Consider the following 19,877-nt stretch of genomic DNA (forward strand, 5'->3'; position numbering starts at 1 on the left):
AGGCGTCAGAACGCCAGCTGCCAGCTGACCAGCCACAGCCCGCTGTTGATGCCCGAGTAACGCTCGTAGCCCGCGGTCAGCGCCAGGTGCGGGCCGAACTCGATCGCCGCGCCGACGCCGGCGGTCACGCTGGTCTTGTCGGCCGGGTTGCTGCCGTCGTCCCGGGACATCTTGGTGCGGCCCAGGCCCACGCGCCCCGTCAGGCTGAGCAACTGCGCCACCGGGTAGCGGCCGACGGCGGCGATGCCGACGTGGTGATCGGGATAGGCGTAGCTGCCGTTGGAACCCAGCGGCTTGAAGGACAGGCTGCGGGCGTAGACCTCGGCGCCGTAGTTCGACGTGAAGCGATAGCCCAGCGAGTACCCGATCGACAGCTGCGAGCCATCGCGTCGGTAGGACTCCTGGCTGCCGTCCACGCCGCCCACGCCGATCGAGGCATAGATGAGCCGCTCATCGGCGGCGGGTGCGGCGAGGGCCGAGCCGGACAGAGCGGTCAGACTGACCAGAGCGGTCGCCAGGCTGGCGGCCAACAACTTCTTCATGTGGTGTTCTCCCTGTGATGCGAGGTGCGTGGCGCGGCGCTCCGCGCACACGGCGGGGCGCAGGATAGCGGCGCCTATCGCCCGGGGGACAGACCTGACCCCTCGCCCCCTCTTCGGTGGGAAGGGCTTCCCCGGACTCGAAGCCGTGACCTTGTTGGCGTTTCGCGTCCGACATCGTTGTCGGTCTGTCATCGCGGCTTCCTACACTGCGCCGATGCCCACCGAGATCGAGCCCCAGCCGGAGCGCCGTCAGTGCTGCCGCCTGCTGGGCGCCAGTCTGCTGGGGGGCGCCTTGCCGTCGATCCTGACGCCGGCGATGGCGGCCTCGGGCGCCGCCGGCACGGCACAGGCCGCCGCGCCTCGGGTCGCGGTCGCGAGCCCGACGGACCTCGTCGCGTACACCGAGAACCTCCCCCCGCTGAACTACGCCGAGGACGGCAAGCCGCGCGGCTTCAGCAGCGAGCTGCTGCAATTGATGGCGGCGGAGGCCGGCCTGCGGCTGCGCGTCGAGGTGCTGCCCTGGCAGCGGTCGGTGCAGGAGGCGGCGCGACGCGCGGACAGCGTGCTGTTCTCGCTGACCCGCACGCCCGAACGCGAGACCCAATACCGCTGGGTCGGTCCGATCAGCCCGCGCCGCATCCTCGTGTATCGGCTGAGCCACCGCACCGACGTGCAGCCCGCGAGCCTCAAGCACCTGGGCGGCTGGCGCCTGGGCGTGTCGCGGGACTCGGCGGCGGCCCGGCATCTGCAGGCTGAGGGCGTGCGGGCGGAGGAGCTCGAGCTCGGCCTCGACGACGCCACCAACCTGCGCAAGCTGCTCGCCGGCCGCATGGACCTGATCGTGCTGCTGGACTGGGCTGCGGCGTGGCATTTGCGCGCGCTCAAGCTGCCCTACGCGACGCTGACGCCGGTGCTGTCTCTGGATGTGGACAAGTCCTACTGGTACGGCCTGCCACTGGACAGCGACCCGGCGGTCGCCCGGAAGCTGCAGATGGCGCTGGACCGCCTCAGGCGGGATGGCCGTTACGAGCGGCTGCGGCAGCACTACTTCGATTGACGCGCCCGGCGGCCGAGGCATCGACCGCCGCCGCGGGCAGGCAACCCAGCGATTCCAGCGTGCGCTCCACCGCGAGGTCCAGCGACGTGTGCGGCACGCCGCCGTCGCGGGCGAGCTCGGCGGCCAGGCGCGCCTGGTCCATGCGCAGCGGCTCGCGCCACAGGTAGCGCATCTCGGCCAGCTCGCGGAACAGCGGCACCACGGGCTGGGCCAGGCGCACCGCCCACCACGGGAACCGCGTCAGGCGCGGCACCGCCCCGGTCCGACGCCGGACCACGCGCAGGATGGCCTCGGCCATCTGGCGGCCGTCCGCGTCCCAATGGCCCTCGAAGTGGAATCGGGCGAATTGGGGCAGGCGCTCGCGACGTTCGATCAACGCGGTCATCGCCGCGGCCACGTCAGGCAGGTAGGCCCACTGGTGGCCGACCCCGTCGGCGCCCGGCTGCTGGATGCGCGTCACCGGCCGGTCCGGCGTCACCAATCCCTGCGAGAACCAGTTGTTGGCCGCCCCCGGTCCGAAGAAGTCGCCTGCGCGCAGCACGATGGCCTGGAATCGGCCCTGCTCGGCGCCCTCGCGCAGGCGGCGCTCCATCTCCACCCGGATGGCGCCCTTGCGGGTCAGCGGGCGCTGGGGGGCATCCTCGCCCGGCCGGGGGAAGGCGTCAGGTCCGAAGTTGTAGACCGTGCCCGGCAAGACGACGGTCGCGCCCCGCGCGGCGGCCGCGGCCAGCGTGTTGTCGAGCATCGGCAGCACCTGCTCCGCCCAGCCGCGATATCCCGGCGGGTTCACCGCGTGGACGATCACGCTGCAGCCCTGCGCGGCGCGCTGCACGTCCAGCGCCTCGAGCGCGTCCCCACGCAGCCAATGGAGCCCGTCGCGGTGCTCGGCCTCCGAGGCCAGGCCGCGCTTGAGCGCGCGCACGGTCCATCCGGCATCGCGCAGCGCGCGGGCCACCGCGCCGCCGATGCCGCCGCTGGCGCCCAGCACCAGCGCCGTGCGCCGCGTCACGGCCGTCATCGCCGCCAGTTGGCCGCTCGCATCCATCGAGGTCATCGCATCCATCGTCCGCTCCTGAGGGGGAACCGCATCGGTTCCGGGGGGTCGAACCATCGGGGGTTCGGGGGGAAGGTGCCCGCCGTGGCGGGGGGCATGGGACGGATTCTGGAAAAGCGCGGCTTTCCTGAAAATTACCGAGCATCGACCATCGGCTATACATTTCTGTATGACTTCGACGATTGCTTGGGAGTGGTATCGCTCCTTCCTCGGGGTGCTGCGCGAGGGCTCCCTGTCCGGCGCGGCGCGGGCGCTGGATCTGACGCAGCCGACGGTGGGCCGGCACGTGTCGGCGCTGGAGGCGCAGATCGGGCAGGCGCTGTTCGTGCGTACGCCCGCCGGGCTGCTGCCCACCGACGCGGCGCTGGCGCTGCGTCCCTACGCCGAGGTCATGGACAGCACGGCCGCAGCGCTGGAGCGCACCGCGCGCAGTCACGGCGACGGCGTGCGCGGCGTGGTGCGGGTGAGCGCCAGCGAGGTGGTCGGCGTCGAGATCCTGCCGCCCGTCGTCGCGGCGCTGCGCGAGCGGCATCCTCACCTGGTCGTTGAGCTCGTCCTGACCAACAAGGTCCAGGACCTGTTGCGGCGCGAGGCCGATCTGGCCATCCGCATGACCCCGCCGAAGCAGGAGCAGCTGATCGCGCGCCGGGTCGGAGTCATCGAGATCGGGCTTCACGCGCATGCGCGCTACCTGGACGCTCGCGGGGAGCCGGCATCGATGCAGTCGCTGGTCGACGACGGCCATGCGTTGATCGGATACGACGATCAGCCGCCGTACGTGCGCGCGTCGGCCCAGCGCTATCCGCAGCTGGAGCGGGAGCGCCTGGCGATCCGTGCCGACAGCGATCTGGCGCAGCTCGCACTGATCCGCGCGGGCGCGGGCGTGGGCACGTGTCAGGTGGGGCTGGCGCGGCGCGACCCGGCGATCCGCCGGGTGCTGGCGCAGGCCTTCAGCATCCCGCTGGAGACCTGGATCACGATGCACGAGGACCTGCGGGACAGTCCGCGGTGCCGGGTCGTGTTCGAGGCGCTGGTGGCCGGCCTGGCCGCCGAGGTGGCGGCGCAGACCGGGGCCGATCAGGCCGATCAGGCCGAGCCCGTCGACCCAGCGATCAAGGCTTGATGCTGTAGTTCGCCGGCACCCAGCGGTAGCCCTTGCCGTCGGCGGCCACGTGGCCGATGCCCGGGAAGGACACGTGCGCCACCGCGACCCAGTAGCCCTGCTTGGCCGCGTCCGCGTAGGCCTTGCGACGCTGCGGCATCGCTTCCTTCGAATCGCTGTCGAAGTTGATGGTCACCGTCGGGTCGGCGAACTGCACCGCCGCGACGTGCATCAGGTCGCCCCACACCGCCAGCTTCTGGCCCTGGCTCTCGACCATGTAGACCGTGTGGCCCGGCGTGTGGCCGTAGGCCGCGTGCGTGCGGATGCCCGGCACCAGCTCGGTCTCGCCATTGAACGGCTTCAGACGGCCCGCGTCCTTGTAGGGCTTGAGCGCCGCGATCGCCGCGGCGAAGAAGTCCTTGTGACCCGCCGCGGCCTTCGCCGCGTTGTCCGCGTTGAGCCAGTAATCGGCGTCATGCTGGTCCATCCGGACCACCGCGTTCGGGAACACCGCCTGGCCATCCTTCGTGATCCCGGCCACATGGTCCGGATGCAGGTGTGTGATGTAGACCTCGTCGACCTGCTCCGGCTGATAACCCGCGGCCTTCAGGTTGGCCAGCAGCTTGCCGGTGGTCGGACCGAACGCGCCGTTGGCGCCCGTGTCGATCAGCACCAGCTTGGTGCCGGTGTTGATCAGGTAGCCGTTGATCGAGGTCTCGACCGGCGGCTTCAGATAGCTCTTCGCCAGCGCCGCCTTCACGGTGCCCGGCTTGGCCTTGTCCATCAGCTGGTCCACCGGCAGGTCGACGGTGCCGTCGCTGAGCGCGGTGATCTCGAAGTCGCCGAGCATCAGCCTGTAGTAGCCCGGCGCCTGCGTCTTCACCTGTGGCGCGGCGGCCGACACGCCGGCGGCGGACAGCGCGAGCGCGAGGCCGAGAACGGCGAACTTGGCGGAACGGATCATGGAGAACCTCCTGGGAATGTCATGGTGGTGTCGAGTGGCGCGCAGCATAGCCACGGTGTTCGCAGGACACCCATCCCGATCGGAAGAAGCACTGTTCTCCCACAGGAGATTCGAGGGGGTCATTTGCATTCGCTCAACTCCGAGGGTTAGCCCTTGCGCAATGCTGCGTAAAGGGTTTTACGCTGTCGCGGGCACCAGCCGGAGCCCTAAATTCCTGGCTCCACTACCGAGGCTCCGGACAACGGCGCCCACCCTTGCGCCGATGAGCAACCTCATCCTGGAGACACGCAAACTGACCAAGGAGTTCAAGGGCTTCACCGCCGTGGACTCTGTCGACCTGCAAGTGCAGCGTGGCCACATCCACGCGTTGATCGGCCCCAATGGCGCCGGCAAGACAACCTGCTTCAACCTGCTGACGAAGTTCCTGACCCCGACCCGCGGTCAGATCCTCTTCAACGGGACCGACATCACCGGCGAGAAGCCCGCGCAGATCGCGCGGCGCGGCGTGATCCGCTCCTTCCAGATCAGCGCGGTCTTCCCGCACCTGACCGTGCTGGAGAACGTGCGCATCGGCCTGCAGCGCTTCACCGGCACCAGCTATCACTTCTGGAAGGGCCTGGGCGGCCTGTCCAAGCTGGATGGCCGCGCGCTGGAGCTGCTGGAGCTCGTGGACCTGCGCGACATGGCCGCGCTGCGCGCCGCCGACCTGCCCTACGGCCGCAAGCGCGCGCTGGAGATCGCCACGACGATGGCGATGGAGCCCGAGCTGATGCTGCTGGACGAGCCCACGCAGGGCATGGGCCATGAGGACGTCGACCGCGTCACCGCGCTGATCAAGCGCGTCGCCGAGGGCCGCACCGTGCTGATGGTGGAACACAACATGAAGGTCATCAGCAGCATCGCCGACCGCATCACCGTGCTGGCGCGCGGCGCGGTGCTCGCCGAGGGCGACTACGCCACGGTGTCGCGTCATCCGAAGGTGCTCGAGGCCTACATGGGCTCCGAGGCCGCCGAGCTGCAGGGAGCGCATTGAGATGACCTACGCGCTCGAGATCAAGAACCTGCAGACCTGGTACGGCGAGAGCCACATCCTGCACGGCATCGACCTGGCCGTGCCGCAGGGTCAGGTGTTGACGCTGCTGGGCCGCAACGGCGCCGGCCGCACGACCACGCTGCGCGCGATCATGGGCCTGACCGACCGCCGCACCGGCTCGATCAAGGTCCACGGCCAGGAGACCGTGCACCTGCCCACGCACCGCATCGCGCGGCTTGGCCTGGGTTACTGCCCGGAGGAGCGGGGCATCTTCGCCTCGCTCAGCACCGAGGAGAACCTGCGGCTGCCGCCCGCGCTCAAGGGCGGGCGCGGCAAGGTCATGTCCGAGGACGAGATCTACGCGATGTTCCCCAACCTGTCCGAGCGCCGGCACAGCCAGGGCACGCGGCTGTCCGGCGGCGAGCAGCAGATGCTGGCCGTGGCCCGCATCCTGCGCACCGGCGCCGACATCCTGCTGCTGGACGAGATCTCCGAGGGCCTCGCGCCGGTGATCGTCCAGGCGCTGGCCCGCATGATCACCGCGCTCAAGGCGCAGGGTTTCACCATCGTGATGGTGGAACAGAACTTCCGATTCGCCGCGCCGCTGGCGGACCACTTCGTCGTGATGGAACACGGCCAGGTGGTCGAGTCCTTCGCCGCCGCGCAGCTCGAGAGCAAGCGCACGCTGCTCGACGAGCTGCTCAGCGTCTGAGCGTGGCCCGCACGAGCGGATCGATCCAGAAATTTCCAGAGCTTCGAGTCTGAAACCCGCGTGGCCCGACGAGGCCGTTAGAAAAGGAGACAAGCGATGAAGACCTCTCTCAAGACCCTTGCCCTGGCCTCGGTGCTGGCCTGCGGCAGCTTCGGCGCGCAGGCGCAGATCTCCGGAGACGTCGTCAAGATCGGCATCATCACGGACATGTCCAGCGTCTACGCGGACATCGACGGCGCCGGCGGCGTCGAGGCGATCCGCCTGGCCATCGCCGATGCCAAGGGCATGGCCGCGGGCAAGAAGATCGAGCTCGTGTTCGCCGACCACCAGAACAAGGCCGACGTGGCCGCGTCCAAGGCGCGCGAGTGGTTCGACACCCAAGGCCTGGACCTGCTGATCGGCGGCACCAACTCCGGCACCAGCCTGGCGATGGCCAAGATCGCGGCCGAGAAGAAGAAGCCCTTCATCTCGATCGGCGCGGGCACCTCGCGCCTGACCAACGAGGAATGCACGCCCTACACCATCCACTACGCCTACGACACGGTGGCGCTGGCCAACGGCACGGGCGCGGCGGTGACCAAGGCGGGCGGCAAGACGTGGTTCTTCCTGACGGCGGACTACGCGTTCGGGACCTCGCTGCAGTCCGACACCTCGGCGGTGGTGACCAAGTCCGGCGGCCAGGTGCTGGGCGCGGTGAAGCATCCGCTCAACGCGAGCGACTTCTCCTCGTTCCTGCTGCAGGCGCAGAGCTCCAAGGCGCAGATCCTGGGTCTGGCCAACGCGGGCGGCGACACCATCAACGCGGTGAAGGCGGCCAACGAGTTCGGCATCACCAAGACGATGAAGCTGGCCGGCCTGCTGATGTTCATCAACGACGTGCATTCGCTGGGCCTCAAGACCACCGAGGGCATGTACCTGACCGACAGCTGGTACTGGAACCAGAGCCCCGAGGCCCGCGCCTGGTCGCGCCGTTTCTTCGAGAAGATGAAGCGCATGCCGTCGTCGCTGCAGGCGGCGGACTACTCGGCGGTGTCGCATTACCTGAAGGCGGTCGAGGCGATCAAGACCGATGACGGCGAGAAGATCGTCGCGCAGATGAAGGCCACGCCGGTCAACGACTTCTACACGAAGGCCACGATCCGCAAGGAAGACGGCCGTGCGGTGCACGACATGTTCCTGCTGCAGGTGAAGTCGCCCAAGGAGTCCACCGAGCCGTGGGACTACTTCAAGGTCGTGACCCGCATCCCGGGCGACGACGCGTTCACGAAGCTGGCCGATTCGAAGTGCCCGCTGGTCAAGAAGTGATCTGAACCCCACCGCGCGGCGCGGTCCCGGCGAGGGACGGCCCGCGCGGCGTCCGATGTGCGGCATGAGCCGCAGGAAGAGCGTCTCCTATGTCTGAGGTCTTCGGAGTTCCATTGCCGGCATTGCTGGGCCAGCTGCTGCTGGGCCTGGTGAACGGCTCGTTCTACGCGATGCTGTCGCTGGGACTGGCGGTGATCTTCGGCATGCTGAACATCATCAACTTCGCCCATGGCGCGCTGTACATGATGGGCGCTTTCCTCGCCTGGATGGGCCTGGAGTACCTGGGCATCAACTACTGGGCGATGCTGCTGCTGGCGCCGCTGATCGTGGGCGTGTTCGGGCTCGTCATCGAGCGGCTGCTGCTGCAGTGGCTCTACAAGCTGGACCACCTCTACGGGCTGCTGCTGACCTTCGGGCTGACGCTGGTGATCGAGGGCGTGTTCCGCTCGTTCTTCGGCGTGGGCGGGCAGCCGTACTCGGCGCCCGAGGCGCTGCAGGGCGCCACCAACCTCGGCTTCATGATCCTGCCCAACTACCGGGCGTGGGTGGTGGTGGCGTCGCTGGTGGTGTGCCTGGGCGTGTGGGTGCTGATCGAGAAGACCTCGCTGGGCGCGACGCTGCGCGCCGGCACCGAGAACCCGAAGCTGGTGCAGGCCTTCGGCGTGAACGTGCCGCGGCTGGTCACGCTGACCTACGCGGGCGGCGTGGCGCTGGCGGGCTTCGCGGGCGTGCTCGCGGCGCCGATCCTGCAGGTGAATTCGCTGATGGGGTCCAACCTGATCATCGTCGTCTTCGCGGTGGTGGTGATCGGGGGCATGGGCTCCATCCTGGGCTCGATCCTGACCGGCCTCGGGCTGGGCGTGATCGAGGGCCTGACCAAGGTCTTCTATCCCGAGGCCTCCAACACCGTGGTGTTCGTCATCATGGCCCTGGTGCTGCTGGTGCGTCCCGCCGGCCTGTTCGGCAAAGAGAAATGAACAAGAAACCGCTGGGCTACGTCGCCCTGTTCATCGGCATCGCGCTGCTGCCCTTGCTGGGCGTCTATCCGATCTTCGCGATGAAGGTGATGTGCTACGCGCTGTTCGCGTGTGCCTTCAACCTGCTGATCGGCTTCACCGGGCTGCTGAGCTTCGGTCACGCGGCCTTCCTCGGCGCGGCGGCCTACGCCGCGGGCCATGCGCTGAAGGTGTGGGGATTCCCGCCGCTGCTGGGCATCGCGTTCGGCACGCTGATGGCCGCGCTGGCGGGGCTGGTGTTCGGACTGCTGGCGATCAAGCGATCGGGGATCTATTTCTCGATGATCACGCTGGCGCTGGCGCAGATGCTGTTCTTCTACTTCCTGCAGGTGCCGTTCACCGGCGGCGAGGACGGTTTGCAGTCGGTGCCGCGCGGCAGCCTGCTGGGCATCAACCTCGAGAACGACACGGCGCTGTTCTACCTGGTGCTGGCGATCTTCATCTTCGGTTTCTGGCTGATCTACCGCACGGTGCATTCGCCGTTCGGGCAGGTGCTGACGTCGATCCGCGAGAACGAGGCGCGGGCGACCTCGCTGGGCTACGACGCGGCGCGGTTCAAGCTGATGGCGTTCGTGCTGTCGGCAGGACTGGCCGGACTGGCGGGCGCGACCAAGACGCTGGTGCTCGGCTTCGCGACGCTGACGGATGCGATCTGGACGACGTCGGGTCTGGTGATCCTGATGACGCTGGTGGGCGGCATGGGCACGATGGTGGGCCCGATCGTGGGGGCGCTGGTGATCATCGCCCTGGAGAACAAGATCGGCGACCTGGGCCAATGGCTGGCGGGCGTGACGGGGATCCAGTGGTTCACGGGCCTGGGCGAGTCGGTGAGCCTGGTGACCGGGCTGATCTTCATCCTGTGCGTGCTGGCCTTCCGCCGCGGTCTAGTCGGTGAGGCGGGGGCGTTGTGGGAGCGGTTCAGGAAGGCTTCCTGACTTCCGGGCCAAACACCTTGGCGAACGCCTTGTGTTTGGCCGCCCTCCAGGTGGCCGGAAGGTCGCCATTGCACTCGAGCGCTTCGTAGATCTCTCCCACGAGTGCGTTATCGATCATCTTCGCGGTGCGCAGTTTGGCCAGCAGCTCGTGGCCATGCAGCACGTCGAGCAACAGCAGCATCGGCGCGTTTCACCTCAACAACGCGGCGTGCAACGACATGGCGTCCGCGAGTGGCAGATCGAGGATCTGCTGAACATACGCCGGCCCCGTGTCATGCGCCAGCAACATGCGCTGCAACGACGGGAAGAACTCGCTCCGGAACACGTTGTTCGCAACACCGATGTAGGTGGCCGGTTCGGGAGGAGCGCTGCCGAACAGGTCTTGCGCAACCGTGCTGCCGCGTATCGCATGCCGGACAGCGTGAATGTCGGAACGTTCGTCCAACGACAACGGTTCCAACCCAAGGGCGCCAGCGAATGCCTGGACTTGCCGATAAACCGTGAACAGGGAAATCTGATGATCGGCCGCATGGCGGGCCAGCGTCGCGACGATCTCCCCTTTCCGCTTGCAACGACTGCACTCCCACCACGCCTTATCAGCCAGTGCTTGCGGGAAGAGCAGCGCTCCCGCAAAGGCGTCGGCGAAGTCTTCACCTTGCTCCGTCCCCGACAGGGTCGGCGTGTAGACGTGCGCCAACTCGTGCGCCATCCAGAACTTGAAGTCTTCGATTCGGACGTCGAGATTCAAGTAGATGAACGTCACCCGGGTGGCCGGCAACAGGATGTGCAGCGCGTTCTCATGTCGACTCTTGTCGCCCCACAGAACCGGCACGATGAAGGCATCGTTCGCCGCGAATTCGCTGATCAGCGCGCTGTAGGAGAGCCGGGCATCCTCGCCAAGGCCCAGCTTGGCTCGTGTCTGGCCCACCGCGCGCTGAAGATCCGCATAGGCCAGGCTCGGGTTTGGCAACTCTGTGCGCAGCGCCTTGAGTTCGGGCAATGATGGGACCAACGCCCGCAGCAGTTTGCCCCGCGTCACCGCGTCGTCCACGTGTCGCTGGGTCGTTTTCGTCGCCGCGCGTTTGCGGAATGCAATCACCGGACGATCCGGATCATCCGCCTTGATCAACTGCGCCAGCGACAACTGCAAGGCGGTCGACAGCTTGAGAAGTTTGTCGGGCCGAGGGAGCCCCTCGCCCTTGAGCCACAGCGTCACAGCCTGAGCGGAAACCTCGAGCGCGTCCGCCAATTGCTTCTGCGTCCAACCCTTTTTGGCAAGGGCCTCCTTGATGTTCTCGCTGTGGACAACCTTGTGCATAGACGGTGGATTATCGGGCCGCGGGAACTCCTGAATCAAGTTCCTTCAAGTTTCCGCCTTGCCCTTGGTCATGCAGATGCTCGTTAAATCGAGCCGTATCGCGATAAGGCTCGATTTATCGAGCATGGCGGCAGACGGATCGGCCGAGGTGCGGTGACAGCGGACCGGGCCCGGGCGGCGCGACAATCCCCGCCATGACTCCCGCCGCCCCCTCCTCCGCCGCGCCGTCGCGTCTGTCGCTGTACCTGAACCTGATCCGCTGGGATCGGCCGGCGGGCACCTACCTGCTCCTGTGGCCGACGCTCGCCGCCCTCTGGATGGCCGCCGACGGCTGGCCGGGCTGGCACCTGCTGCTGGTCTTTACCCTCGGCACCTTCCTCATGCGCAGCGCCGGCTGTGCCGTCAACGACGTCGCCGATCGCGACTTCGACAAGCACGTCAAGCGCACCGCCCAGCGCCCCGTCACCGCCGGCCTCATCTCCGTCAAGCAGGCGCTGACGCTCGGCGCCGTGCTGTCGCTGATCGCCTTCGCGCTGGTGCTGACGACCAACCCGCCCACCATCCTGCTGTCCTTCGCGGCGCTCGCCGTGACCATCCTCTACCCGTTCACCAAGCGCTGGGTCTCGATGCCGCAGGCGGTGCTGGGCGTCGCTTTCTCGTTCGGCATTCCGATGGCGTTCTCCGCCGCGCTGGGCGGCCGGGAATGGAGCCTCGCCGCGATCGCCGCGTCCGTGCCGGTCGCCGCCTGGGGCCTGCTCGTGGCCAACCTGTTCTGGGTGCTGGCCTACGACACCGAATACGCGATGGTCGACCGCGACGACGACATCCGCATCGGCATCAAGACCTCGGCGCTGACGCTGGGCCGCTTCGACGTCATCGGCGTGATGGCCTTCTACGTCGTGTTCCTCGCGCTGTGGGCGGGGCTGGGATTGCGCCTGGGCATGGGCCATTGGTTCCTGGCCGGCCTCGCCGTCGCGGCGGCGCAGGTGGTCTGGCACTACACGCTCATCAAGGACCGAACCCGCGAAGGCTGCTTCAAGGCCTTCCGCGAGAACCACTGGGTCGGTTTCGCGGTCTTCGCCGGCACGGTGGCCGACCTCGCGCTGCGCTGAACCCGGGCCCGGCGCTCGCAGCGCTCACAGCATGCGGTGCTGCTTCAGGTAGGCGCCGACCTCGCGATAACTCGCGTCCTCGCCGGCGTACTTGACGACGTTGCGCACCGTGCGCAGCCATTCCAGCGTGGTCGGCTGCAGCGTGCCGAGCGCCTCCTCGAAGTCGCTCATGCGCAGCCCGCGCTCGGTGCCCGACAGCCCGTCCAGCACGGCCGATTCCTTGGCCAGCTCGATCAGCCCGTCCATGTCCGCGCCCGAGCAATGCGGCGTGCGCGCCGCCAGCTTGCCCAGGTCGAGCGACTCGGCCGGCACGCCCGTCAGCTTGATGCGCAGCATCTCCTCGCGCGCGGCCGCATCCGGCGGCGGCACGAAGATCTGCCGCGAGAACCGGCCCGGGCGCTTCATCGCGTCGTCCACGTCCCACGGCATGTTGGTCGCGGCGAGCACCAGCACGCCCTGGTTGTCACGGCCCATGCCGTCGAGCTGCGACAGGAACTCGTTGACCACCATGCGCGTGCCGGCGCTGCTGGACTTGGAACGCGCGTAGGCCAGCGCGTCGAGCTCATCGAAGAACAGCACGCAGGGCGTCTGGCTGCGCGCGCGGTCGAACATCGCGGCCAGGTTGCGCTCGCTCTCGCCCTGCCACATCGTCAGCACGTCCGAGACGCCCACCGAGATGAACTCGGCGTTGCACTCGTTGGCCACGGCGCGGGCCAGCATGGTCTTGCCGCAGCCCGGCGGGCCGTACAGCAGGATGCCGCCACCGCTGTTCATCTTGAAGCGCTGGAACAGGCCGGGCTTGAGGAAGGGCTCGATGATCTTCAGCCGGATGGTCTTCTTCAGCGCGTCCATGCCGACGATGCTGGAGAACCGCACCTTCTCCTCGGCCACCTGCTGGATCGCGGCGACCTTGGCGCTCGCGCCACCATTGACCAGCTGCAGCCGCGGCGTCTCGGCGGCGGTCGGCTCGGCGTGCACCGGTTGCGCGCGCGCCGCCAGATCCTCGAGTGCCGGTTCGGTCTCGAAGCCAGGCGCCTGACGCGCGCGGCGATAGAGGTCCAGCGCCTCGGCCGGCGCGTCGGTGAGCCGGCACAGCGCCTGGATCACCAGCGTCGATGCATCGCCGGGACGCTGCTGCGCGAGCAGCCCCGCCTGCACGGCGGCCTCGTCGACACGGTCCGCCTCGATGAGCGCGCGCGCGTAGCGGGCCCGCAGTTCGAGATCGAAAGGCGCCTTCAGCAGCGCTTGTTCAAGGTCCTGCATGAATCCGTTCCAGGGTCAGCGGTCAGGGGCGCTCAACGCGCCGTGAAGTGGCGCACCAGCGGCGGCGCGATCCAGCTGTAGGCCGCGTAGGCCAGCCACGCGAGCCAGAACGTGTCCGACCATTCCGGCGCGCGGACGTCCACGAGGCGGCCGATGGCGATGGCACCGGCCCAGCAGCCCACCGCGCCGGGCCATCCCCAGCGCTGGAGCGGCCACAAGGGGATCAGCGCCCAATGGCTTTCCCGCGCGAGCAGCTTCACGCGCTGCAACGCGTCCGGATCGTCGGGCGAGGCCCGCAGCACGTCCTTCGACAGCCGATAGGCCTCGCGGACCTGGCCCTGCTGCAGCATGCTGCCGATCACCAGCGACAGCGTGGTGTGGCTGTCGGGATGCTCCTTGAGCAATCGCTGCAAGGCGCTGTTGCCGCTGCCCGGGCCTTCGACGATGTCGGACAGCGCCGCAGCGTGGATGGCCGAGCGGTTGTCGGGATCGCGGCGCAGCGCCTCGGCGACCAGGGCCCGGGCCTTGTCCACCTGCAACGTGCGCAGCATCAGCCGCGCGTACGTGGCCAGGAAGGTGGCGCTGCCGGGATAGTCGCGCAGCAGCTGCAGGATCACCGCCTCCGCCTCCGGGAACTGCTCCAGCGCGCTCAAGGTCATGCTCAGCAGATGGCGCGCCTCGAGGTGCGACGGCTCCTGCGCGAGCACGCCGCGCAGCAGATGGAGCGCCTCGGTGTAGGCGTCCTGCAGATAGCGCACCCGGGCCAGCTCGGTCATCAGGTCGGGATGCCGGGGCTCGAGCGCCAGGCCCTCGCCCAGCAGCCGCTCGGCCTCGGCCCAGCGAGAGCGCTCGATCATCACCGAGGCGCGGTCGAGCAGGGTCTCCACGTCGGGCGGCTGGGCGCCGCCATGAGCGGACGTCGGGTCTTGCGGATCGAAAGGGCCCATCAGACGGCTCCCATGTAGACGTCGAAGGCGTGAGTCAGGCCGTAGCCCGCCAGGATGAGGATCACGCCGAGCACGAGGGAGGATTCGCTCTTCACGCCCATCAGGTCGGCGGCGCGGCGTTCACGCGCATGGCGGTGCATGGCCATGAGGGACGCCAGCGACGCGACCAGCGTGACCCAGAGGTGCAGGCTGCGTGGCCCGAGCAGCGCGAGCCACGCGTCGCGGACCGGCGCGCCGAGATTCGTCCAGGGCAGCAGGGCCACGGTGATCAGCACGACGGTCATGCCGGCGAGGAAGGCGGCGTCCTGACGCCAGCGGCGCAGGCGATGGATGCTGATCGCCAGGCAGAAGAGCAGGCTGAGCGGACCACCGAGGAAGGCGGTGAGGAACTGGGTGGTCGAGGAGAGCGGCGGACGCACGCGGACGGATTCAGCGTCCAGGCTGGGCCGGAGCAAGGGCTCGAGCTGAGGATCGGGCATGGGCGGGCAGGTGGTGGAGATCGCGCGGCGATTGTGCCCGCGCCCGCCCAGGCGCGCTGTCGGCGCGGACCCTCAGGACAACAGCTGCACCACCATGTCCGGATGCAGCGGCCAGCCGCCCAGCCCTGCCAGACCCATCACCACGCCGAACGCCGTCGGCACCAGCGCCGCCGCGTACAGCCACCACAGCTGCGTCAGCGCCGTCACCGCCAGCATCGCGATCGCGATCGCCAGCAGCGCGTCGGACAGATCGAACTGGTCATCCCGGTAGTTCAGCGCGTCGTAGCGCTTCCCGTCGGCCTCGGCCTGCTGGCGCAGCTCGTCCTTCTTGCGCGATTGCTCCGCCGCCAGCGTCTCGTAACGCGTGATCGCGTCACGGTAGCCCTCGGCCGCCGATTCCGGCGCGCCTAGCGCCTGCAGCTTGAGCTGCGTCAGCGTGGCCTTGGCCACCTCCTCGCGCGCGTTGCGCGCCTGGTAGAAGGCCCAGTGATCGATCTTGTCGGCCTGCGCCTGCTGCATGGCCTGGTTGATGTTGTCGTCCTTGATCTTGCAGATCCCCATGAACGTCGCCAGCAGCGCCACGGTCAGCGCCACCGACACGTTCAGCCGCGACTGCGGCGGGGAAGACGCCTCCGGGCGCTCGATGGCTTGACGGGCGTTCTCGATGAGTTCTTCGGGGTCGAGGTCCATCGGTTCAGCATACCGAGCGAACCTGAGCGGGACCTGTACGCCGGCCCACCCGCGGCTTACAGCCGGTCCATGCGCGCCAGCGCGGCCACCAGGTCCGACTGCGTCAGGATGCCCACCAGCCGGGCCTCGTCGCCGACGATCGGGATGTGGTGGTGCCCGGTGTCCGCGAACATCGGCACCAGCTCCGCCAGCGGCCGGTCCGCGCTGGCCACGCGCACCTGCCGGCTCATGATCTGGCCGACCACCTCCGGCTTGTCGCTGTGCGTCGTGGGCGTCGGCCGGATCAGGCGGCGCAGCCGCGACGCCCAGTCCTCGTGCAGGTCCAGCGGCGCGCTCCGCATGAAGTCCGCCAGGGTCACGATGCCCACCACGCGACGCGCCCGGTCCACCACCGGCAAGGCCTTGATGTGATGCTCGCGCAGCAGCGACCAGGCCTCCTGCAGCGGCGTGCCCCACGCCACCGTCTTCACATCGAGCGACATCACGTCCCCACAGCGCAGCGTCGTCATCCGCCGCCGCGCGGCCAGCAGCGCGGCCTCGTCGACGATCGCCTGCAGGTCGTCGCGCGGCACGTCCAGCACCTGGTTGTAGCGGGCCAGCACCGCGTCCAGGTCGCTGCCCTGGAAGGCTGTCCCTCCCGCCCCAGCGGCCGCGGGCGTCGAGGGTCTCGTGGGCGTCGACAGGGTCACCTGCGGATGCGGGTAACGACGTCCGGTGACCCCGTTGTAGGCCATGCCCGTCAGCACCATCAGCGCCGAGTTCAGCAGCACCGGGTCCAGCGCGAAGCGCCAGTCCTGCACGCCGCTGAGCACCATCAGCAGCGCCGCGGCGCCGCCGGGCGGATGCAGGCAGCGCAGCAGGAACATCAGCCCGATCGCCCCGCCCACGGCGATCGCCGCGGCGAGCTCCGGCACGCCGCCGAAGAGATGCGCGCAGGCGATGCCCACCAGCGCCGAGGCCGTGTTGCCCATCACCACGGCCCAGGGTTGCGCCAGCGGACTCGCCGGCACGCCGAACACCAGCACCGCGCTTGCACCCAGCGGCGCGATCAGCCACGGCACGCCGGGCGCATGTCGCGACAGCAGTTCTGTGAGCAGCGCCGTGGCCAGCAGGCCGGCGATCGCGCCGGCCACCACGCGCAGCCGCTCGCCCGCGTCGACCCGCATCGGCGCGGGCCGCAGGGCCTGCAGCCAGGCGTGCATCGCGTCCCGCCAGCGCGCGTTGCTCATCGCCTGGACCTCGTCTTGCGACGCAGCGGACCGGGGTCGCGCGAGGCGACCTCGGGCACGAACATCTCCATCACCCGCAGCTGCTGGCCATGCCGGGTGAAGACGGAGTTGCGCGACCACTGCATCAGCGCTGGCGCCTCGGTGCCGGTCGCCTCTCGCCATTGCCGCTGCATCTGGCGGTGCGTTGCGCCGTGGCGCGTCACGCGCCGGGGTTGCAGCTCGCTGCGATGGATGCGGGGGTCGTCGTAGAGCAGATGCCCCAGCGGCCGGCTGCCCAGGCCCTTGAGCGCCTTCCAGGGCCCGGCCAGCGCGTGCCCGTGCACCGCGGAGCGCGCCCACACCAGCGGCGCGCCATCGACATACAGCATCACCTCGCGCACCACGGTCAGCCCGCGCGCCGGCAGGCCCAGCGCCGCGCGCTCCTGCGGACGCAGCGGCGCGACGGTCTGGCGCAGCACGCGCACCTCATAACGGCGGCCGGTGGCGGCCAGGCGCTTGCTCAGCGAGCCCGGCGCGCGCAACCACGCGCGCAGGCCCCATCGGTCGGCAATCCCCATCGGTCGAATCAGGCGCGGCCGAATTCATCGCCCAGCTCGCCGGCACGGCGATGCGCGGCCTTGACCGCGCGCTCGATCGCGTCGCCGACACCGTCGGCCTGCAAGCTCTCGATCGCGGCGTGGGTGGTGCCGCCCTTGGAGGTCACCTTCTCGCGCAAGGCGGTCGGGGACTCGCCCGAGTGCAGCGCCAGCGCCGCGGCACCGCCGCAGGTGGCCAGGGCCAGCTCGCGCGCCTTGGGCTCGTCCAGGCCCAGCGCCTGCGCGGCGGCGACCATGTGCTCGACGAGGAAGAAGAAATACGCCGGGCCCGAGCCCGACAGCGCGGTGACGGCGTCGAGGTCGCTTTCGCGGTCGACCCAGACGGTGCGGCCCGTGGGCTGGAGGAGTTGATCGACAAGCGCGCGGTCATCCGCGGTCACGGCGGCGCTCGCATGCAGTCCGGTGATGCCCTGACCGATCAGCGCTGGCGTGTTGGGCATGCCGCGCACGACGCGCGACGCACCGGTCGCCTGAGCGATCGCATCGGCGCGCAGCCCGGCCATCACCGACAGCTGCAGCGCGTTGCTCACGTGCGGTGCCACGGGCTTCGCGGCTTCCTGGAAGAGCTGCGGCTTGACGGCCCACACGACGGCGCGGGCGCGGGCCAGCGAGGCATCGGCCGCGGGCAGCGCGTGCACGCCGTGATCGGCGGCCAGGCGCTCGCGCTGGGCCTCGAAGGGCTCGACCACCAGCAGGTCCTCGGCCGGATAACCGGCCCGGCGCAGGCCGCCGACGATGGCGCTCGCCATGTTGCCGCCACCGATGAATGCGATGCAGGAACTCATGCAGGCAGTTTACTTTGACCGCCTCTGGCCCTCACCCCCGCCCTCTCCCGCAAGCGGGAGAGGGAGTCTGAACAGCGCCAACCGATCGCCCTCGCCCGCGAAGCGGGAGAGGGAGGGGTGAGGGCTCGTGATCGACAGCGAGCCCTGCCCCGAGCCCTCACCCCCCGCCCTCTCCCGCTTCGCGGGCGAGGGGGCCCAATGCGCACCGATTGGCAACGTTGCTCTCCCGCAAGCGGGCGAGGGAGTCAGCGCACTCGCAACATCGACGCGCACAGCTCGCCCAGCGTCGCGATCGCGCGGCGCTGCGCGTCGTCCATCGGGTTGCCGGCGTTGATGCGGATGAAGTGATCGAAGCGGTCCGAGTTCGAGTACATCAGCCCCGGTCCCAGCCGCACGCCCTTGTCCAGCGCCGCGTGGAACACCGCGAGCGACGACAACCCCTCCGGCAGTTCCACCCACAGGCTCGGCCCGCCCGGAGGCAGGCTCAACCGCGTGCCCGCAGGAAGCTCGTCGGAGAGCGCCGCCGCCATCTGCTCGCGCTGCGTCGCGAGCTTGGCGCGCAGCGTGCGCAGATGGCGTTCGATCTGCCCGCCAGCGAGGAACTCCGCCAGGATCGCCTGCCCGAGCATCTCGTTGGGCCGGCTCTGCGCGTACTTGAGGATCTCCACCCGCGGCTGCCAGCGCCCCGCCGCGATCCAGCCCACGCGCATGCCCGGCGCCAGCGTCTTGTGCAGCGACGAGCAGAAGATCACCCGCCCCGTCGTGTCCCAGGACTTGATCGCGCGCTGCGGCGCGTCGCACAGCAGCGCGTAGGTGTCGTCCTCGATGAGCGCCAGATCGCGCGCCTCGCACACCGCCAGCAGCGCCTGCTTGGCCGCATCGGGCATCACCGCGCCCAGCGGGTTCTGCAGGTTGGGCACGACCACCACCGCCTTGAGCCGGGGCTCGCGCGCCGCGGCCGCCTCGAAGGCCTCCACCGACATCCCCGTGTGCGGACTCGTGGGGATTTCGAGCGCCCGCAGCCCGAAGCTCTCCAGCAGCTGCAGCAGGCCGTAATACGTCGGCGACTCCACCGCCACCGCGTCCCCCGGCGAGGTCACCGCGCGAAGCGCGATGCCCAGCGCCTCGGTGCAGCCATGCGTGATGACGAGCTGCGACGGATCGAGCTGGATCTGCGCGTTCAGCGCCAACCGCGACAAGCCCTGGCGCAACGCGAGCAGCCCCTGCGGATCGGGCTGCACGCCGAGGATCTCGGGCCGCCGGCGCAGCAGCCGCTGGCCGTGCAGCGCCAGCGCGCGGGTCGGATACAGCGACGGATGCGCGCATGCGCCCGACAGGTTGACCTCGGCCTTCGCGGCGATGCCCCGGGTCAGGATCTCCGAGATGCGCTCATGCACCCCGACGAATCGCGCCGGATCGGCCTGCGTCTGGCGCGGCTCGGCCGCGCGCGCCAGCCGGGTCGCCCGGGGCGGCCGCACGAAGTAGCCGGCGCGCTGCCGCGCCTGCAGCAGGCCCTGGCTCTCCAGCAGCCGGCAGGCCTGCAGCGCGGTGCTCAGGCTCACCCGGTGCAGCCCCATCAGCGTGCGCACCGAGGGCATCCGGCTGCCCGGCGGCATCGTGCCGGCGGTGATGGCCTGGCGGTAATGCGCCGCGACCTGCGCGTAAAGAGGGTCCGAAGCATCCATGGCGGCGATTCTGCGCCCGCGTGCGCGCGAGGCACCGGAACAGCGGGCGCTCA

Annotated in this window: 21 protein-coding genes; 8 read left to right on the forward strand and 13 right to left on the reverse strand. The window is 69.4% G+C overall.

The annotated features are described in order from the left end of the window. Window positions 1-5 precede the first annotated feature (5 nt). Window positions 6-542 carry an outer membrane beta-barrel protein gene (locus ACNI65_RS23310; protein WP_416759767.1) on the reverse strand — a complete coding sequence of 179 codons (537 nt, stop codon included), beginning with the start codon at window positions 540-542 and terminating at the stop codon, window positions 6-8. Window positions 543-756: 214 nt separating this feature from the next. On the opposite strand from ACNI65_RS23310, the gene ACNI65_RS23315 reads away from it, so the two are divergent. Beyond that, window positions 757-1,599, forward strand: a complete 843-nt coding sequence (locus ACNI65_RS23315; protein ID WP_416759768.1) for a substrate-binding periplasmic protein — start codon at window positions 757-759, stop codon at window positions 1,597-1,599. On the opposite strand, the gene ACNI65_RS23320 is transcribed toward ACNI65_RS23315, so the two are convergent. Then, the gene (locus ACNI65_RS23320; protein WP_416763688.1) at window positions 1,550-2,653 is read right to left on the reverse strand and encodes an NAD-dependent epimerase/dehydratase family protein; all 1,104 of its coding nucleotides are present in this window, start codon (window positions 2,651-2,653) and stop codon (window positions 1,550-1,552) included. The genes ACNI65_RS23315 and ACNI65_RS23320 overlap by 50 nt on opposite strands. A gap of 169 nt (window positions 2,654-2,822) precedes the next feature. Here ACNI65_RS23320 and ACNI65_RS23325 point away from each other — a divergent pair, with 169 nt between their 5' ends. After that, window positions 2,823-3,776: a LysR family transcriptional regulator gene (locus ACNI65_RS23325; RefSeq protein WP_416759770.1), complete on the forward strand. Its 954-nt coding sequence runs from the start codon at window positions 2,823-2,825 to the stop codon at window positions 3,774-3,776. Here the strand turns inward: ACNI65_RS23325 and ACNI65_RS23330 are convergent. Beyond that, a complete protein-coding gene (locus ACNI65_RS23330) occupies window positions 3,766-4,719 on the reverse strand; it encodes an MBL fold metallo-hydrolase (RefSeq protein ID WP_416759772.1) in 954 nt (317 codons plus the stop codon). The genes ACNI65_RS23325 and ACNI65_RS23330 overlap by 11 nt on opposite strands. Before the next feature lie 262 nt (window positions 4,720-4,981). On the opposite strand from ACNI65_RS23330, the gene ACNI65_RS23335 reads away from it, so the two are divergent. The 5 genes from ACNI65_RS23335 to ACNI65_RS23355 all read left to right on the forward strand — a co-directional run bounded on the left by ACNI65_RS23335 (window position 4,982) and on the right by ACNI65_RS23355 (window position 9,720). Further along, window positions 4,982-5,752, forward strand: coding sequence for an ABC transporter ATP-binding protein (locus tag ACNI65_RS23335; RefSeq protein ID WP_416759773.1), 771 nt, complete (start codon window positions 4,982-4,984; stop codon window positions 5,750-5,752). A 1-nt stretch (window position 5,753) separates the two neighbouring features. Then, window positions 5,754-6,464 carry an ABC transporter ATP-binding protein gene (locus ACNI65_RS23340; protein WP_416759774.1) on the forward strand — a complete coding sequence of 237 codons (711 nt, stop codon included), beginning with the start codon at window positions 5,754-5,756 and terminating at the stop codon, window positions 6,462-6,464. A gap of 96 nt (window positions 6,465-6,560) precedes the next feature. Continuing rightward, window positions 6,561-7,769 (forward strand): ABC transporter substrate-binding protein, encoded by a 1,209-nt coding sequence (locus ACNI65_RS23345; RefSeq protein WP_416759775.1) that lies wholly within the window; start codon window positions 6,561-6,563, stop codon window positions 7,767-7,769. A gap of 89 nt (window positions 7,770-7,858) precedes the next feature. Next, window positions 7,859-8,746 carry a branched-chain amino acid ABC transporter permease gene (locus tag ACNI65_RS23350; protein WP_416759776.1) on the forward strand — a complete coding sequence of 296 codons (888 nt, stop codon included), beginning with the start codon at window positions 7,859-7,861 and terminating at the stop codon, window positions 8,744-8,746. Continuing rightward, entirely contained in the window at window positions 8,743-9,720 is a 978-nt protein-coding gene (locus ACNI65_RS23355) for a branched-chain amino acid ABC transporter permease (RefSeq protein WP_416759777.1), read from the forward strand. The genes ACNI65_RS23350 and ACNI65_RS23355 overlap by 4 nt, the downstream gene beginning before the upstream one ends. Here the strand turns inward: ACNI65_RS23355 and ACNI65_RS23360 are convergent. After that, window positions 9,704-9,901, reverse strand: a complete 198-nt coding sequence (locus ACNI65_RS23360; protein ID WP_416759779.1) for a hypothetical protein — start codon at window positions 9,899-9,901, stop codon at window positions 9,704-9,706. The two genes, ACNI65_RS23355 and ACNI65_RS23360, sit on opposite strands and share 17 nt — an antisense overlap. Before the next feature lie 9 nt (window positions 9,902-9,910). Next, window positions 9,911-11,038 carry a helix-turn-helix domain-containing protein gene (locus tag ACNI65_RS23365; protein WP_416759780.1) on the reverse strand — a complete coding sequence of 376 codons (1,128 nt, stop codon included), beginning with the start codon at window positions 11,036-11,038 and terminating at the stop codon, window positions 9,911-9,913. Window positions 11,039-11,232: 194 nt separating this feature from the next. On the opposite strand from ACNI65_RS23365, the gene ubiA reads away from it, so the two are divergent. Continuing rightward, window positions 11,233-12,150, forward strand: a complete 918-nt coding sequence (ubiA, locus tag ACNI65_RS23370; protein ID WP_416759782.1) for a 4-hydroxybenzoate octaprenyltransferase — start codon at window positions 11,233-11,235, stop codon at window positions 12,148-12,150. Between the two features lie 24 nt (window positions 12,151-12,174). On the opposite strand, the gene ACNI65_RS23375 is transcribed toward ubiA, so the two are convergent. The 8 genes from ACNI65_RS23375 to ACNI65_RS23410 all read right to left on the reverse strand — a co-directional run bounded on the left by ACNI65_RS23375 (window position 12,175) and on the right by ACNI65_RS23410 (window position 19,824). After that, window positions 12,175-13,413 carry an AAA family ATPase gene (locus tag ACNI65_RS23375; RefSeq protein ID WP_416759783.1) on the reverse strand — a complete coding sequence of 413 codons (1,239 nt, stop codon included), beginning with the start codon at window positions 13,411-13,413 and terminating at the stop codon, window positions 12,175-12,177. A 32-nt stretch (window positions 13,414-13,445) separates the two neighbouring features. Next, complete coding sequence (locus ACNI65_RS23380) at window positions 13,446-14,360, reverse strand: tetratricopeptide repeat protein (protein WP_416759784.1); 915 nt, start codon at window positions 14,358-14,360, stop codon at window positions 13,446-13,448. Then, window positions 14,360-14,839, reverse strand: a complete 480-nt coding sequence (locus ACNI65_RS23385; RefSeq protein WP_416759785.1) for a hypothetical protein — start codon at window positions 14,837-14,839, stop codon at window positions 14,360-14,362. Before ACNI65_RS23385 ends, ACNI65_RS23380 begins: the two co-directional genes overlap by 1 nt. A 72-nt stretch (window positions 14,840-14,911) precedes the next feature. Then, the gene (locus ACNI65_RS23390; RefSeq protein WP_416759787.1) at window positions 14,912-15,529 is read right to left on the reverse strand and encodes a DUF4337 domain-containing protein; all 618 of its coding nucleotides are present in this window, start codon (window positions 15,527-15,529) and stop codon (window positions 14,912-14,914) included. 56 nt (window positions 15,530-15,585) lie between these two features. Continuing rightward, window positions 15,586-16,758, reverse strand: coding sequence for an HPP family protein (locus ACNI65_RS23395; protein ID WP_416759788.1), 1,173 nt, complete (start codon window positions 16,756-16,758; stop codon window positions 15,586-15,588). Then, the gene (locus ACNI65_RS23400) at window positions 16,755-17,315 is read right to left on the reverse strand and encodes a chorismate--pyruvate lyase family protein (protein ID WP_416759789.1); all 561 of its coding nucleotides are present in this window, start codon (window positions 17,313-17,315) and stop codon (window positions 16,755-16,757) included. The genes ACNI65_RS23395 and ACNI65_RS23400 overlap by 4 nt, the downstream gene beginning before the upstream one ends. 8 nt (window positions 17,316-17,323) lie before the next feature. After that, a complete protein-coding gene (proC, locus tag ACNI65_RS23405) occupies window positions 17,324-18,139 on the reverse strand; it encodes a pyrroline-5-carboxylate reductase (RefSeq protein WP_416759790.1) in 816 nt (271 codons plus the stop codon). 245 nt (window positions 18,140-18,384) lie between these two features. Then, on the reverse strand, window positions 18,385-19,824 hold the full coding sequence (locus tag ACNI65_RS23410; protein WP_416759791.1) for a PLP-dependent aminotransferase family protein: 1,440 nt from the start codon (window positions 19,822-19,824) through the stop codon (window positions 18,385-18,387). Between the last annotated feature and the right edge of the window lie 53 nt (window positions 19,825-19,877).

It is taken from the genome of Roseateles sp. So40a, from assembly GCF_048081605.1.
Classification (GTDB): domain Bacteria; phylum Pseudomonadota; class Gammaproteobacteria; order Burkholderiales; family Burkholderiaceae_C; genus Roseateles.